We start from the raw sequence: 15,801 nt of genomic DNA, 5'->3' as shown, positions 1-15,801 counted from the left end.
CCGAGCAGTCATACGACTCCACTCCGGACGCCCACGACACCGTTTCGAACTGGAGGCTTACAAGCGGGACCCTGCGGTTTCTGGCTCAACACCCAGATTACGACGCCGGTTGCCGCCAGCACGGGAACACGTCGCATGCTCGCCTCCCGGCGGCGAGCATGCGATCAGCCAGCCCCGCCCCCCCCTCACGCGACCTTTGCGACGGCCCCGACGGCCTCGGCGCTCTCGTCGTCCTCGCCGGCCGCCTTGCCGCCCGAGAGCGCGGTGGCTAGGTCGATGAAGAGCTTAGCCGGCAGCGGCGGTGCGAAGATGTAGCCCTGCGCTGCGGAGACGCCGAGCTCGCGCAGGCGCTCGATCTGCTCCATCGTCTCGACGCCCTCGGCGATGATGCCCATGCCCAGGTTGTCGGCGAGCTCCACCATCGTGTCGACGATGGTGGTGGAATTGTCGTCGGTCCCGAGGCTGTCGATGAACATCTTGTCGATCTTGATGATGTCGATACCCAGCTTCTGCAGATAGGCGAAGCCGCCATGGCCGGTGCCCACGTCGTCGAGCGCGACGCGCACGCCCACCGCCTGCATCTCGGCGATGATCTTGCGCGCCGTGTCCATGTCCGAAAGCGGCTGGCGCTCGGTCACTTCCATGACGATCTGCTGGAAGGCGATCTTGGAATCCCCGTAGATCTCGATGATGTCCTCGACGATCTTGCGGTCCTCGAAATGGCCGGCGAAGAGATTGATCGAGAGCTTGAATTCCGGGTTCTGGAAATAGAGGTCGCCGACTTCGTCGCGCGTCTTGCGCATGATCTGGCGGGTCATCTCGAAAATGTGGCCGGAGGTCTCGGCGAAGGTCATGAAGGCGCCGGGCGAGATCACCGATCCGTCGGGCCGCGCCCAACGCATCAGAACCTCGCAGCCGCGCAACCGGCCGGTCTCGATGTCCATCACCGGCTGGTAATAGGGCACGAACTCGCCCCGGCGGATCGACTGGACGAACTCGTCCTCCGCCTCGCTTTCCGGGCGCCAGGAGAACCAGACGCTGACGGCGACGAAGAGAATGGCAAAGCCGACGGCGGCAATGGCCGAGACGACCTTGAGGTCGCGCACCAGGTTGTCGGCGGCCGAGGCCGGCGCGGTGACGGTGGCCAGCATCGGGTACTTGGTCGAGGCGACCTCGACGACGAGCTCGCGCTCGCCGGAGCGCGAATCGAGCCGGCCGTATTCGCCCGAACGCAGCCAGACGACGCCATCGCCAAGGCGCAGCTCCACATGGCGATGGGCGCGCAGGTATTCCGGGCCCGGATCGATGGAGATCGCCACCGGCGAGATTTCCGCAAGCAGCCGGCTGCCGTTTCCGATCCGCCAGCTGACCAGCGCGACGCGGGTGCCCTCATAGGCGCGGTCGCGCATGCCGATGCCCACAAGCGGCGATTCGGACTGCAGCACGGGCAGCACCGGCTCGCCGCTGCTCGCCTCGTCCGGCACGTTGCACATCAGCACGCCGCTGGAATTGACAACGCCGATCATCTGCACGAAGGGCGCCGCGATCAGGCCGGCATGGAAGGCGGCGCGGTCGGAGGCCGAGCAGGTGACGAAGCCGTTCTGGTGCAGGCCCTGGAGAACCTGGACGGCATCGCCGATGGCTTTTTCGGCGCGCAGCACATAGCGCTCCGCCACCGCCTTCATCTCGGTTTCGGCCTGTGTTACGGCATAGTTGTTGAGGATGTAATTGGCCGCGATCAGGGGTGCGATCGCCAATCCGAGGGCGATCACGAGCGTTTTCAGGAAGCGGGTATAGCGATGCGGCACGCGATCATCCGACATTGAACAGCCGTGCCACTATGCCCCGCTTTGGTAAATGACCCCTGAAGAGAAAGCCGGGCGCAGCGAAAATAATTCCGGACGCACGGCCACTTAGCCACCTGCGTTGATCTCACGCGAGAGGAGCCCCGCATGCAGGCATTGTTCATCGGCCAGGCCTATATCGACATCACCTTCCTGACCGACGCGCTGCCCACCGGCGACGACAAGACGATCGCGCGCGACTATGCGGTCAGCTTCGGCGGCAACGCGGTGACCGCCGGTTTCGCCTGCGCGAAGCTCGGCATCGCCCCGGACCTCCTGTGCTCGCAGGCCGACGACTGGCTGGCGCGCATGTTCCTCGACATGGCGGCGAAATACGGCATCTCGGTGCATGGCCGCAAGGTGCGCGAATCCTCCCTCTCCTTCATCATGCCCAAGGGCGGCAAGCGCGCCATCGTGCGCTGCCGCGACAATGATTTCCTGCACCCCTTCCCGGTCCTCAACCTGGACGGCTGCCGAGCGCTGCACCTGGACGGGCACATGCCGGACGCCGCGCTCCATTATGCCCGCGCGGCGCGCGAGGCCGGCATCCTGACCTCGCTCGACGGCGGCGCGGTGCGCGAGAACACGCAAGAGCTGCTGCGCTTCATCGATGTCGCCATCGTCTCCGCCCGCTTCTGCGAGCAGCTGGGGTCAAGCGTGGAGGAGACGCTCGACCTGCTGCGCGCAAGGGGCTGCCCGGTGGGCGGGGTGACGCTCGGCGACGAGGGGCTCGTCTGGTACGAGGATGGCGGTCCGACGAAGCACCTGCCCGCCCTCGACGTGCCGCGCGAGCGGATCATCGACACCAACGGCGCCGGCGACGTCTTTCACGGGGCCTATATCCATTCCTACCTGGCGGAACCGGGTCGCAGCTGGGAGGAGCATTTCCGCTTCGCCCGCGCGGCCTCGGCGCACGCGATCCAGCACCTTGGCAACGAGGCCAGTCTGCCGAGCCTTGAAATGGTCGCAAATGCCATGGCCGAATGGCCGGAAAAGCGTTTGGCATCCGCATCCTAGCCCGGCGCGCGCAACCCATTCGCTGTCTCGGTTTCCGCGGGACAATCTTCGCGCGCGGCTTGTCCTTGAACCATATTTGACGCATCGTAGCGCTCCGCAGGCAGGGAGCGGATAACAGCAAACGAAATTCGGAGACGTCTGCATGACCTATCTTCCCCTACGCCGTCGCGCCCGCGCGTTCGCGCTGGCCTGCCCGTTCCTGCTCGCCGCGCCCCTTGTCAGCCACACGGCGCTCGCCTTCGACGCCTCCGGCAACCAGGTCGCCGACACCTTCATGGAGATCCTGGAGGCCGGCAACGCGACGATCTCCGGCTATGACGGCGTTTCGGGCAGCGGCGGCGACGTCGTCATCACGGGCCTGCGCGCCAGCGTCGACGACAACGGCAAGACATCCGACCTCACCATCGCCGAGACCTCCATCGCCGGCGGCAGCGTCGATGCCGAGGGCAAGCTGTCGGCCGACACGATGACGATGACGGACGTCGCCATCGACGACACGGACGGGAAGGACAAGGTGAACGCCCGCGTTGCCCGCGTCGCCATCGTCAAGCCGGTGCTTCCCTCGGCCGCAAGCGTCAAGGCCAAGGCCTCGACCGACGCCATCGCGCCGGGATATTCGAGCGCGGAACTGACCGGCATCGTCGTCGAGACCGAGGACCAGGGCACGATCCCCATCGCGCGGGCCAGCGCCGTGGTCGACAGGATGGACGGCGACCTGCCCACCGCCGGCTCGCTGTCGCTGGAAGGCGTGGAGGTGAGCGCCGAGGCCCTTGACGAAGACGAGCGCAAGACCCTCACCGACCTTGGCTACGACAAGGTCATGCTGAGCCTGCAGATGGAGATCGACTGGGATCCGGCCAGCGGCACGCTCAACATCGAGAAGCTGACGCTCGCCGGCGAGAACGCCGCCACGATCAACGCCACGCTGCGCATCAACGGCCTGACGCGCGAGGTGGTCCAGCAGCTCGACGCGGCCCAGGACAATCCCGAAAAGGCGATGGGCCTGATGCAGGGCCTGCTGGTGGAAAGCCTGACGCTGCGCATCGACAACGGCTCGCTCGTCGACCGGCTGCTCGACAACCAGGCCAAGGAAGCCGGCGCCACGCGCGAGGAGTTCGTGCAGCAGCTGACCGGCGCCCTGCCCTTCATGCTGTCGATGATCAACAATCCCGGCTTCCAGAAGAAGGTCGCCGCCGCGGCGACCACCTTCCTCAACGATCCCAAGTCGCTCAGCGCCACGGCGATGCCGTCCGCGCCGGTGCCCTTTGCCCAGGTGCTGGGCACCGCGATGATGGCGCCGCAGACGCTGCCCGACATTCTCGGCGTGACCATCACCGCCAACGAGAACTGAGCAATCGCGGGAGGGCTCACGCCTTCCCGCGTCCGCCCCGGGCGGATCGAAGCGCTTTGCATATCCATTTCCAGCGACGGACACCGATCATGTCGAATATTTCCTTGCGCGCGCCGGTCGCCGGCGCCTTTCTGCTTGCCGTAACAGCGCTCAGTGCCCCGGCCAGCGCCAATCCGGCCATCGAGGCGAGCGAAGCCTTCTTCGCCTGGGCCAAGGCCAACGGCGCGACCATTGCCGAATACGAGAGCCTGACCGAGACGGCGCCGTCCGACGCGATCCTGCGCGGGGCGAAGCTCGGCTGGGACTTCGCCTTTTCCTTCGGCGAGACAGACATCGACATCGACATCCGCATCGACAGCCCGGAAACGCGGCTGATCGGTGCCCGCATGGAAGCGGACGGCGTCCATCTCGACCGCTACGAACAGCCGGGCGGACACGAGTTCACCTTCAGCGGGGGCGTCACCGAGAAAGGCCGGCGGACGCCTTTCGAGATCACCGCCACGCAGTACGATCTCGTCGCGGAGAACTATTACCAGCCCTATCTGCGGGTCGAGGAGGACGCGGCACGGCCCGTTTCCCGCTTTGTGCCGGCCATCGTCGCCTCGCTGCGCGGACGCGTGGACCGCATGTCCGTGCGCCTGCTGGAAGCCAAGTCCAAGCTTCCCGATGGCGGCGGCGGCAGCGAGCGCTACGAGAATTTCACCATCACCGGTGTCGCCAACGGCCGGATGGACGAGCAACGCATTGAACGGACGGTGTCCGAAACCCTGCTCACGGCTGCACCGAGTTCGGACGGCCAGACCATGACGATGCGCCAGGAGACAGGCCCGCAGGTCGTCACAGGCACCGACATCAAGCCGCTGCTGCGCCTGCTCGGCGTGCTGCCCGGCGACCAACTTACCGGCGACGCCATGATCGAGGCCATGAGCGTCGAGAATGTCGACATCAGCGTCGCTTCGATCGGATCGGGCGCGATTCGCAGCATGGCGGCAGCCGGACTCCGCATCGCCGCCGATAAACCGGCCGTGGATCTGGCGGGCATCGGCGACAAGGCCATGCTCGGCACCCTGCCGACCAACGAGGCGGGCCTGGCCGCAATCGGCCGCGAGGCGCTCGACGCGCTGGAAGCCCTGTCGCTCGACAGTTTCGATCTAGAAGCGCTGGCGGTGAGCAGCGAGGCGATCAACGGCGCCATCGGCACTGTCACGGCCAGGAACGCGTCCTATGGCGGGGTTGGCGAGTTCTCCATCAAGGATGCCTCGTTCAAGACCGGGGAAGACGCCGGCGTGTTCGACCTTGCCGGGTTCACCATGAAGGACCTGCGCCTGGCGCGGCTGGCCTCCTATCTCGATTTCGGGCTGGCCGCCGCCAAGAACGAACCCTCGCTTGCAGAGATTCTCTCGATCGTGCCGACGCTCGGCCTGATGGAGATCGAGGGGCTCAAGGTTTCCTCCAACCAGCTGCCGGCACCCATCTCGCTGGATCGCTACCGGCTGGCGATGAGCGATTTCATCCAGCCGTTCCCGACCGCGATCGAAGGCCTCACCGAGAACGCCGTCTTCCCGGTCTCGCTGATCGAGGAGGAGGAGGCGCGCGCCCTGTTCGAGGCAATGGGGCTCGACGTGGTGCGCTATTCGGACCGCATGCGGCTGCGCTGGGATCCGGACACCCAGGTGCTGAGCGCCGATCCGGTGTCCTTCAACATCGAGGGCGGCGGATCGGTCGACATGGAGATGGAGATCGGCGGCATTCCGCGCATCGTCTTCGAAAGCCCGGAGCAGGCCCAGATGGCGATCGCCACGGCAACCGTCAACCGGGCACGGATCACCGTGCGCGACGCAAAGCTCGTCTCCGCCTTCATCGCCCAGCAGGCGAAGGGCTCCGGCCTGTCGCCGGAAACGCTGGCCCTCGGCCTTGCCGACCAGGCCGCGAATGAGATGGGTCCGGTGAAGGACACTCCCTTCGGCCAGAGCCTGCATGGCGCGCTGAAGGCCTTCCTGGTCTCGCCGGACGAACTGGTGCTGAGCGTGGAACCCGCCAACCCGGTGCCGGCGATGCAGATCATGGGCGTGCTTGCAACCGCGCCGAACACGCTGCCGCAGTTGCTCAACGCGACGGTGAGCGCCAATCCGGGGCGCTGAAGACGGGCTGGAGGGCTGCGCGCAGCCCTCCTCCAGCGCTCGACCAGCCAACCGCCGGAGCGCACAGCCACACCCGGCGGGGCCAATCACATCCGCTGAGGGTGCCAATGGATCCCCGGTCAAGCCGGGGATGACCACTGAGAAAGAGGCAAGGGCCGGCGTGTCGTAGCCCGCAGTGCGGAGAGGTGTCCCCTGACTGGGGGCAAGGCAAGAGCCCGTCTTCCATCACCCCGGCGCTCGCGGGCGGCTTGCTGCCCTTCCCCCCTCAGGCCGTCACCCCCGCCGAAGCGCAGCGAAGAGCGGGGGCCCATTGGCTTCCAGAGCAGCGGCGACGGGATTGGGGCGGCCGCCGCCGGTACGGTCCGCTGACGGCGGCAACCGCGCTCCCCACCGATGGCGCGTGGCTCCACGCCTACCGCGCCCGGCGGGGCCAGTCACATCCGCTGAGATTGCCAATGGATCCCCGGTCAAGCCGGGGATGACCACTGAGAAAGAGGCAGGCCCTCAGGCGGAGCCGGACCCGCCTTCGGCGAACTGCAGGTCGCAAAGCCGCTTGTAGAGACCGCCATGAGCGAAAAGCTCTGTATGGGTGCCGCGCTCGATGGCCCGGCCCTGGTCCATGACCACGATCTGGTCCGCCTCGCGCACGGTCGCCAGGCGGTGGGCGATGACGATCGTGGTGCGGCCACGCATGAGGTTGGCGAGCGCCGCCTGGATCTTTGCTTCCGATTCGGAATCGAGCGCCGAGGTCGCCTCGTCGAGCAGCAGCAGCGGCGCATCGCGCAGGATCGCGCGGGCAATCGCCACGCGCTGGCGCTGACCTCCGGACAGCCTGCCGCCGCCCTCCCCGACACGGGTCTCGTAGCCGTCCTCCAGGGCGAGGATGAAGTCGTGCGCGTTGGCCTCTCGCGCCGCCTGGCGGATCTCCTCGTCGCTGGCCCCGGGCCGGCCGATGGAGATGTTGTCGCGCACCGAGATGTCGAAAAGGAACGTATCCTGCGAGACCAGCGCAATGCGGCCGCGCAGGGCCGCCAGCGACCGGTCACGGACATCCGCGTCGTCGATCAGGACGCGCCCCGAGGTCGGATCGTAGAAGCGCTCGATCAGCGCGAAGACGGTTGACTTGCCCGCCCCCGACGGGCCGACCAGGGCCGTCACCTCGCCCGCGCGGGCGGTAAAGTCGAGACCGTCGAGCGCCGGCACCTCGCCATAGTGGAAGGTGACATCCTCGAACCGCACGGCCCCCGCGGTGACGGTCTCGTCGGCGGACGCCGGAACCTCGTCGCTTTCACCAGGCACCCTGTCGAGGATGTCGTACATCAGGCGGATGCCGACCATGTGGGCGGAAAGATTGACATTGAGGCGCGCCAGCCGCCGCGAGGGATCGTAGGCCAGCAACAGGGCTGTGATGAAGGCGAAGAAGGCGCCCGGATCGCCGCCGCGCTCGATGACGCTGTAGCCGCCATAGAGGATGACCAGCGCGATGGCCGCACCGCCGAGTGTTTCCATCACCGGAGAGGTGCGTGCCGACAGGCGCGTGATCTTGTTGGCGCGCAACTCGACATCGGCGACCGCGGCATCCATTTCGGCCCGCAGCCGGTCCTCCACGGCAAAGGCCTTGACGACGCGGATGCCGGAAATCGTCTCCTGGGCGATAGACAGGATGCGCGTCAGAGAAACGAATTGCGTCTTGGCGACCCGGCGCACCCGGCGCACCAGTCCGGCGATGATGATGATCGCCGGCGGCATGATCACCAGTGCGATCAGGCTCATCAGGGGATCCTGGGCGATCATCACCGCAACAAGGGCGATCACCGTCAGAAGGTCGCGCCCCAGAGCCGTTACGACGAGTTCGAGCGCGGCCCGCGCCGCCGTGGCGTTATGCGACAGGCGCGTGCCCAGATCGCCGATGCCGGAGGTCTCGAAGAACCCCACATCCTGGCGGGTGATGGCGTGAAACAGGCGCGACTGGGTGCGGGCGATGATCGCGTTGCCGATCTGTCCGAGCACCACCTGCTGGCCGTAGGTGGCCGCGCCCTTCAAGGTGAAGATGAACAGGACGAAGGCGGCGATGAGCACCACCATGGTCGCGTTGCGCTCCAGGAACACCCCGTTGATCACGTCCTTCATGATCCAGGCGCTGGCCGCCGTGCAGGCCGCGACGAGCCCCATGAAAACGAAGGCGAGCGCGTAGCGCCACACATAGTCGCGGGCGTTTTCCTGCACCAGGCGGCGGATCAGGAAGGGCGCCCCTTCCGGGTCGGCAAACAGGGAGGACCAGATGCGTTTCAATGCGTCGGCCTTGTCCGTTTATGCGCGGCGGCCGCCCCCGGGGCCGCGCTGTGCCTTGAGGAGGCTGGCGCCGTCGGCGTCAGCCCTTTTCCGGGAGGTTGAGACGGATGTGAAGCTCGCGCAACTGCTTCGGATAGACATCCGAGGGCGCGCCCATCAGGAGGTCCTGCGCCTGCTGGTTCATCGGGAACAGGCTGACGTCGCGCACGTTCTTCGCGCCAACGAGCAGCATGACGATGCGGTCGACGCCGGCCGCCATGCCGCCATGCGGCGGCGCGCCGTACTGGAAGGCCCGGTAGAGGCCGCCGAAGCGCTCCTCCACATCGGCCTTGGTCAGGCCGACCATCTCGAACGCCTTGACCATCAGATCCGGCGACTGGTTACGGATCGAGCCGGAGGCAATCTCGTAGCCGTTGCACACGAGGTCGTACTGGAAGGCCTTGATGTCGAGCGGATCCATGCTCTCGAGCGCCTCGAGCCCGCCCTGCGGCATGGAGAAGGGATTGTGGGCGAACTCGACCTTCTTCTCCTCCTCGTCCCATTCGAAGAACGGGAAGTCGACGATCCAGGCGAGCGCGAAACGGTCGCGGTCGACAAGGTCGAGATCCTCGGCCGCCTTGGTGCGGGCCTTGCCGGCGAAATCGGCGAACTTCTTCGGGTCGCCCGCGACGAAGAACGCAGCATCGCCCGCCTTCAGCCCGAGCTGGGTACGGATCGCCTCGGTGCGCTCCGGCCCGATGTTCTTGGCCAGCGGCCCGGCGCCCTCGATGGCACCGGCTTCCTCGCGCCAGAAGATGTAGCCAAGGCCCGGCTGGCCCTCGCCCTGCGCCCAGGAGTTCATCCGGTCGCAGAAGGCGCGGCTGCCGCCGGTCGGAGCGGGAATCGCCCACACGGCGTTCTTCTCGTCTTCCAGCAGGCGCGCGAAGATCTTGAAGCCGGAACCGGCGAAATGGGTGCTGACGTCGGCCATCTCGATCGGGTTGCGCAGGTCCGGCTTGTCGGACCCGTACTTGGCGATCGCCTCGGCATAGGGAATGCGCGGGAAGGCCTGCGTGACCGGCTTGCCCTTGGCGAATTCCTCGAAGATGCCGCGCATCACCGGTTCCATCGTCGAGAACACGTCGTCCTGCTCGACGAAGCTCATCTCGACGTCGAGCTGATAGAACTCGCCCGGCAGGCGGTCGGCGCGCGGGTCCTCGTCGCGGAAGCACGGCGCGATCTGGAAATAGCGGTCGAAGCCCGACATCATCAGCAGCTGCTTGAACTGCTGCGGCGCCTGCGGCAGGGCGTAGAACTTGCCCGGATGCAGCCGCGAGGGCACCAGGAAGTCACGCGCGCCCTCCGGCGAGGACGCCGTCAGGATCGGCGTCTGGAACTCTGTGAAGCCGGTCTCGCCCATGCGCTGGCGCAGCGACGAGATGATCTTCGTGCGCGTCATGATGTTGGCGTGCAGCGTCTCGCGGCGCAGGTCGAGGAAGCGATAGGTCAGGCGGATGTCTTCGGGATAGTCCGGCTCGTTGAAGACCGGCAGCGGCAGTTCGCGCGCCGCGCCCAGCACCTCGATGTCGCGGATGAACAACTCGATCGCGCCGGTCGGCAACGTCTCGTTGATCGTCTCGTCGGTGCGCTTCTTCACCTCTCCGTCGATGCGCAAGCACCATTCGGCGCGCACTGTCTCGGCCAGCTTGAAGGCCGACGAATCGGGATCGACCACGCATTGCGTCATGCCGTAATGGTCGCGCAGGTCGATGAACAGCAGGCCGCCATGATCGCGCACGCGGTGCACCCAGCCCGACAGGCGCGCCGTTGCGCCGACATGGGTTTCGCGCAGTTCCCCGCACGTGTGACTGCGATAACGGTGCATTTCGTCCTCGATGACCCGAAGTTTGAAGAAAGCCGAAAGGCCTGCGGCGTGGCAGAAGTCCGGGCCGAAGTCCGGCGCCGACGCGCGCCGTGCACAAACAACGACACGGCGACAAAGTCAAGGCAGACCGCCCGTTCGGGCCCGTTCCGCTCCCCTGTACGGGATGTGCCGCATCAAGGCGGTTTCGTGGCGACAAGCGGGCAAGCTTGGGATATATCTCGCGGTCGCCATGCATATCGTAACAAGCACAAAAGACCTCGCCGACGTCTGCCAGCGTCTCGCCCAACATGATTTCGTCGCGGTAGACACCGAGTTCCTGCGCGAAACCACCTTCTGGCCAAAACTCTGCGTCATTCAGTTGGCCAGTGTCGAGGAAGCCGTGATCGTCGATCCGCTCGCCGACGAGCTGGATCTCGGCCCGTTCTTCGACCTGATGCGCGACGAGAGCGTCGTCAAGGTGTTCCACGCCGCGCGTCAGGACATCGAGATCGTCTACCATCTCGGCGGTTTCATCCCCCACCCGGTGTTCGACACCCAGGTGGCGGCGATGGTCTGCGGTTTCGGCGATTCGATCTCCTACGACCAGCTCGTCCACCGCATCACGGCCGAGCGCATCGACAAGTCGTCGCGCTTCACCGACTGGGCGCGGCGCCCGCTCTCCGACAAGCAGCTCGACTACGCGCTCGCCGACGTCACCCATCTGCGGGAGGTGTATCACTTCCTCAAGGCCAATCTCGCCGAACAGGGCCGCAGCCACTGGGTGGGTGACGAGATGGAAATCCTGACCTCGGAAAGCACCTACAGGAGCGACCCGGAAAACGCCTGGAAACGGCTCAAGCTCAGGGTCCGCAAGCCCGTCGAGTTCGCCGTGCTGCAGGAAGTGGCCGCCTGGCGCGAACGCGAGGCGCATGAACGCGACGTGCCGCGCAACCGCATCATCAAGGACGACGCGATCTACGAGGTCGCGGCCCAGCAGCCGACCAACACCCAGGCGCTCGCCGCGCTGCGCACCATTCCGCGCGGCTTCGAGCGCTCGCGCACGGCCGAGGACATCCTTGCCGCGGTCAAGCGGGCGCTGGCGATCCCCAAGGACCAGCTGCCGGAGGTTCCCAAGGGCCGCTCCGCGCCCGACGGCTCCGCCGCCGCCGTCGATCTTCTCAAGGTGCTTCTCAAGCTGATCAGCGAGGCCAACGGCGTCGCCTCCAAGGTGATCGCGACAATGGAGGACCTGGAAAAGATCGCGGCCAGCGACGAGGCCGACGTCGCTGCCCTGAAGGGCTGGCGCCGGGAACTGTTCGGCGAGGCCGCCCTGAAGCTGAAACGCGGCGAGATCGCCCTTGCCTTCAACGGCAAGCGCATCGTCTCCGTCGAGCAGGACGAGCCGATCGTCGCCCCCAAGGCAGAGCCCTCGAAGCGCCGTCGCAACCGGCAAAAGACGGAAAAGGCGGCCGCGGAATAACACCGCGGCCACGCGCCCCGAATTGGAAGCTTCAGAAGCGTGGGAGCTTCAGGGGCGCGTCTCGACCCGCGCCTTGAGCCCGAGCAGCCGCGCGAACTGCGTCAGCCGCTTGTTCAGCCGCTCGCCGGCCAGGGCGCACAGCTCCCCTTCCAGCGTCATCACGACTTCACCCTCGTCGGCGGCCACCTGCACCTGCGGCAGGATGCCGGCAACCGAGGCGCTGAGCACCGAGGCGACCCGGAGCGCACCACCCAGGACGCGCGCGCGGTCCTTGAGGCGGGTGTGGGCGAGCTCGCGGATGCGCGGTCCCAGCGCATCCTCAACCAGCCCCTGGTGCCGGTAGAAGACGGAAAGCGCCAGGTAGGCGCGGCCGGGATGGTCGATCCCGACGAAGCCGGCATTGGAGATGATGTTGAGGCTCTGCTCGCCGCGATAGTCGGGATGCGCCCGCCAGCCGATATCCGAAAGGAGGCAACCGGCGGCGCGCAGGCGGCGTTCGTATTCCGTTTCGTCGATGCCGACGGCGGGAAACAGCTTGTCCGTCCAGGTGATCAGCTCCTCGCCATAGGCGGGCGAGCGCGAGCGCAGGACCGATAGTTCTCGGGCCGCCTCGACCAGCGGGTCCTGGCGGCGCGTTTCCTCCGGCAGCAGGTCGTAGAGCAGCCCCTCGCGCAGGCCGAGGGCCGACATCACCACCTTCGAGGCCTTGGACCGGCGCAGCACCTTCTCCATCACCACCGCGCCGAAAGGCAGCAACTGGCGACGGGCCCGCGAGACGACCTCGATCATGTCGTGGCTGTCGGGGTCGCGGCGCGCGACGAGCTGGCAGAACTCGATCGCCTCCTCGGCCGGGATCGCATAGTCGTGCATGACATGCAGCGGATAGCCGTTCTGGTGCAGATGCAGCCGGGCAAGCGAGCGCCACGTCCCGCCAACCGCGTAGAAGGGCTTGCCGGAGCCGATCGGCAGCCAGTCGACATTGTCGAGCGCCTGTTCGGCGATCTTCTGCGCCTTCGCGGTCTTGCCGTCAGCCTCCTCCTGCAGGCGAATACCGCCGAGCGGCAGGGTCTGGCCGCGTCCGATCTCGTCATGCTTCAACTCGACGAGTTCGAGGCTGCCGCCCCCCAGGTCCCCGACAATGCCGTCGGGTCGCCAGATGCCGGAGACGATGCCGAGCGCCGCCAGGCGCGCCTCGTCGCGCCCCGAAAGCAGGCGCACCGGCGTCCGGCAGATCGTCTCCACGGCATCGAGAAACTGCTGGCCGTTGTCCGCATCGCGGGTCGCGGCCGTGGCCAGGATATGCAGGTCGCCCACGCCGATCTGGTCGCACAGCCGGCGAAAGCGGACAAGGGCCCGCTCCGCCTGCTCCGTCGCGGCGTCCGAAAGGCGGCCCGTCGCCCCGACGCCGCGCCCCAGCCCGGCAAGCACCTTTTCGTTGAACAGGACCGTCGGCGTCCGGGCGTGTCGTTCATAGACCACAAGGCGGATCGAATTCGATCCGATATCGATCACCGCGACCGGCCCGCTCCCGTTGAGCCGGCCGCGCACGATCGCATGATGGGCATCGTCAGCCACGCTTCCTCGGCTCCGCGAAGGGTTTCGGGCTGTGGCTGCGCAGCGACTTGCCACGCCCCGACAGCGACGGATTTGTCATGAAATACTGGTGCGCGTTGAACGGCTTCTCGCCGCGCGACAGGCGCACCCGCTCATGCCCGCCATCGGGCAGAAGCCGCCAGCTCTGCTGGTTGTCCTTGAAATTGGCGACCATGATCTGATCGAGAACCTGTTCGTGCACGGTCGGGGTCAGCAGCGGCGCGAGCGTTTCCACCCGCCGGTCGATGTTGCGCGGCATCAGGTCCGCCGAGCCGATATAGACGACCGCATTGGGCGAGGGAAGCCCATGACCGTTGCCGAAGCAGAAGATGCGGCTGTGCTCCAGGAAACGGCCGACGATCGACTTGGCCCGGATGTTTTCCGACAGTCCCGGGATCCCCGGCCGCAGGCAGCAGATGCCACGGATCACCAGATCGATCTGCACGCCCGCCTGGCTGGCCTTGTAGAGCGCATCGATGATCTCGGGATCGACAAGCGAGTTCATCTTCATCCAGATCTGCGCCGGCCGGCCCGCCCTGGCGTGTTCCGCCTCGGCGGCGATCATCGCCATGAAGTCGCGTCGCAGCGTCACCGGCGAGACCATCATGTTCTTCAGCTCCACCGGCTCGGCATAACCGGTGATGAAGTTGAAGATCTTGGCGACCTCCTGCCCGATGCGCGGATCGGCGGTGAAATAGGAAAGATCGGTGTAGATGCGCGCCGTGATCGGATGGTAGTTGCCGGTGCCGATGTGGCAATAGGTGCGCAACTCGCCATGCTCGCGGCGAACCACCATTGAAAGCTTGGCGTGGGTCTTCAGCTCCAGGAAGCCGAAGACGACCTGCACGCCGGCGCGCTCCAGATCGCGCGACCAGCGGATGTTCGCCTCCTCGTCGAAACGCGCCTTCAGCTCGACCAGCGCCGTCACCGACTTGCCGGCCTCCGCCGCCTCGACCAGGGCCTTGACGATCGGCGAGTTGTTCGAGGTGCGGTAAAGCGTCTGCTTGATCGCCACCACGTCCGGGTCCTGGGCCGCCTGGCGCAGGTACTGGACCACCACGTCGAAGGACTCGTACGGGTGGTGGACGATGATGTCCTTCTGCTGGATCGCCGCGAAACAATCGCCGCCATGCTCGCGGATGCGCTCGGGGAAGCGCGGCGTGTAAGGCTCGAACTTGAGCTCGTCGCGGTCGATGGAGACCAGTTGCGACAGGTTGTTGAGGGCAAGAAGCCCGTCAACGAGGAAGACCTCGTCCGCCGACGCGGCGAGCGCCTCGGCCACGAACTCGCGCAGCGAGGCAGGCGTCGATTCCTCGATCTCCAGACGGATCACCGAGCCGCGCCGACGGCGCTTCAGCGCGCTTTCGAAAAGCCGCACCAGATCCTCCGCTTCCTCCTCGATTTCCAGATCGGAATCGCGGATGACGCGGAAGGCGCCCTTGCCCCGGATCTCGTAGCCCGGGAACAGCCGGGTGATGAACAGACCCAGCGCGTTCTCGATGGTGATGTAGCGGTCCGTTCCCTCGCTGTCGGCGGCCGGCAGGCGCACGAACCGGTCGATCTGGGCGGGAATGCGCAGCAAGGCCGTCATGCCCCGGCCGCCCTTTTCCGGCGCCAGTTCCAGCACGAGCGAAAAGCCCAGATTGGCGATGAACGGGAACGGATGGGCCGGATCGATGGCCAGCGGCGTCAGCACCGGGAAAATGTGGGCGAGGAAATAGTCTTCCAGCCACTGCAGATCCTGTGCCGACAGGTCCGTCCCGTCGATGATCGAGATACGGTCGCCGGCCAGAAGCTTGCGCATCTCGCGCCAGACGCTCTGTTGTTCGTTCTGCAAGGCCAGGATCGCCGCCGAGATTCGCTCCAGCTGCTCGTTCGGCGTCAGTCCGTCGATGGAGCGGGCCGACATGCCCTCGCGCTGCTGGGCGCGCAGGCCGGCGACGCGGACCATGAAGAACTCGTCGAGATTGTTGGCGGAAATCGAGAGGAAGCGCAGCCGCTCGAGCAGCGGATGCGATGCGTTTTCCGCCTCCTCCAGCACCCGGCGGTTGAACTGAAGCCAGGAAAGTTCCCGGTTGATGAACCGGCTGGGATGATCCGACAGCGCCTCCGCGGCATCGGAGACGCCGGTTCTTGTCGCTGTTTCCGGCGCCTGAACCGCTTCCGCATCCTTCGGGTTTGCGCCAATCTCGTTCATGCCTGCCTCCTGCGAGCCGGCCATGGCCGGCTGTCCGATTGTC

9 protein-coding genes are annotated in these 15,801 nt (G+C 66.5%); 4 read left to right on the top strand and 5 right to left on the bottom strand.

Features of this window, described 5'->3' with window-relative positions; all coding sequences use genetic code 11:
- Positions 1-185 precede the first annotated feature (185 nt).
- Positions 186-1,808, bottom strand: coding sequence for an EAL domain-containing protein (locus RBB46_RS10005; RefSeq protein ID WP_306028837.1), 1,623 nt, complete (start codon positions 1,806-1,808; stop codon positions 186-188).
- 144 nt (positions 1,809-1,952) lie between these two features.
- Here RBB46_RS10005 and RBB46_RS10000 point away from each other — a divergent pair, with 144 nt between their 5' ends.
- The 3 genes from RBB46_RS10000 (at position 1,953) to RBB46_RS09990 (ending at position 6,353) form a co-directional block, all read left to right on the top strand.
- Positions 1,953-2,861, top strand: a complete 909-nt coding sequence (locus tag RBB46_RS10000) for a sugar kinase (RefSeq protein WP_306028836.1) — start codon at positions 1,953-1,955, stop codon at positions 2,859-2,861.
- Positions 2,862-3,003: 142 nt separating this feature from the next.
- The gene (locus tag RBB46_RS09995; protein ID WP_306028835.1) at positions 3,004-4,212 is read left to right on the top strand and encodes a hypothetical protein; all 1,209 of its coding nucleotides are present in this window, start codon (positions 3,004-3,006) and stop codon (positions 4,210-4,212) included.
- An 89-nt stretch (positions 4,213-4,301) separates the two neighbouring features.
- Positions 4,302-6,353, top strand: coding sequence for a hypothetical protein (locus tag RBB46_RS09990; protein WP_306028834.1), 2,052 nt, complete (start codon positions 4,302-4,304; stop codon positions 6,351-6,353).
- A 504-nt stretch (positions 6,354-6,857) separates the two neighbouring features.
- On the opposite strand, the gene RBB46_RS09985 is transcribed toward RBB46_RS09990, so the two are convergent.
- Together RBB46_RS09985 and aspS are read right to left on the bottom strand one after the other, a co-directional pair.
- A complete protein-coding gene (locus RBB46_RS09985; RefSeq protein ID WP_306028833.1) occupies positions 6,858-8,645 on the bottom strand; it encodes an ABC transporter ATP-binding protein in 1,788 nt (595 codons plus the stop codon).
- A gap of 79 nt (positions 8,646-8,724) precedes the next feature.
- On the bottom strand, positions 8,725-10,509 hold the full coding sequence (aspS, locus tag RBB46_RS09980; RefSeq protein WP_306028832.1) for an aspartate--tRNA ligase: 1,785 nt from the start codon (positions 10,507-10,509) through the stop codon (positions 8,725-8,727).
- Between the two features lie 229 nt (positions 10,510-10,738).
- Between aspS and rnd the strand changes: the two genes are divergently transcribed.
- The gene (gene rnd / locus RBB46_RS09975; protein ID WP_306028831.1) at positions 10,739-11,968 is read left to right on the top strand and encodes a ribonuclease D; all 1,230 of its coding nucleotides are present in this window, start codon (positions 10,739-10,741) and stop codon (positions 11,966-11,968) included.
- 48 nt (positions 11,969-12,016) lie between these two features.
- Here the strand turns inward: rnd and RBB46_RS09970 are convergent, their stop codons facing one another.
- Complete coding sequence (locus tag RBB46_RS09970; RefSeq protein WP_306028830.1) at positions 12,017-13,543, bottom strand: Ppx/GppA phosphatase family protein; 1,527 nt, start codon at positions 13,541-13,543, stop codon at positions 12,017-12,019.
- Complete coding sequence (locus RBB46_RS09965) at positions 13,536-15,758, bottom strand: RNA degradosome polyphosphate kinase (RefSeq protein ID WP_306028829.1); 2,223 nt, start codon at positions 15,756-15,758, stop codon at positions 13,536-13,538. The genes RBB46_RS09970 and RBB46_RS09965 overlap by 8 nt, the downstream gene beginning before the upstream one ends.
- Between the last annotated feature and the right edge of the window lie 43 nt (positions 15,759-15,801).

This window comes from Stappia sp. MMSF_3263, from assembly GCF_030733745.1.
GTDB lineage: Bacteria > Pseudomonadota > Alphaproteobacteria > Rhizobiales > Stappiaceae > Stappia.
This window is presented reverse-complemented; position numbering and strand designations above follow the sequence as displayed.

Bases quoted from the DNA above. Each gene is read 5' to 3' on its own strand.
- RBB46_RS10000 (WP_306028836.1), top strand. From the start codon at position 1,953: ATGCAGGCATTGTTCATCGGCCAGGCCTATATCGACATCACCTTCCTG.
- RBB46_RS09995 (WP_306028835.1), top strand. From the start codon at position 3,004: ATGACCTATCTTCCCCTACGCCGTCGCGCCCGCGCGTTCGCGCTGGCC.
- RBB46_RS09990 (WP_306028834.1), top strand. From the start codon at position 4,302: ATGTCGAATATTTCCTTGCGCGCGCCGGTCGCCGGCGCCTTTCTGCTT.
- aspS (WP_306028832.1), bottom strand. From the start codon at position 10,509: ATGCACCGTTATCGCAGTCACACGTGCGGGGAACTGCGCGAAACCCAT.
- rnd (WP_306028831.1), top strand. From the start codon at position 10,739: ATGCATATCGTAACAAGCACAAAAGACCTCGCCGACGTCTGCCAGCGT.
- RBB46_RS09965 (WP_306028829.1), bottom strand. From the start codon at position 15,758: ATGAACGAGATTGGCGCAAACCCGAAGGATGCGGAAGCGGTTCAGGCG.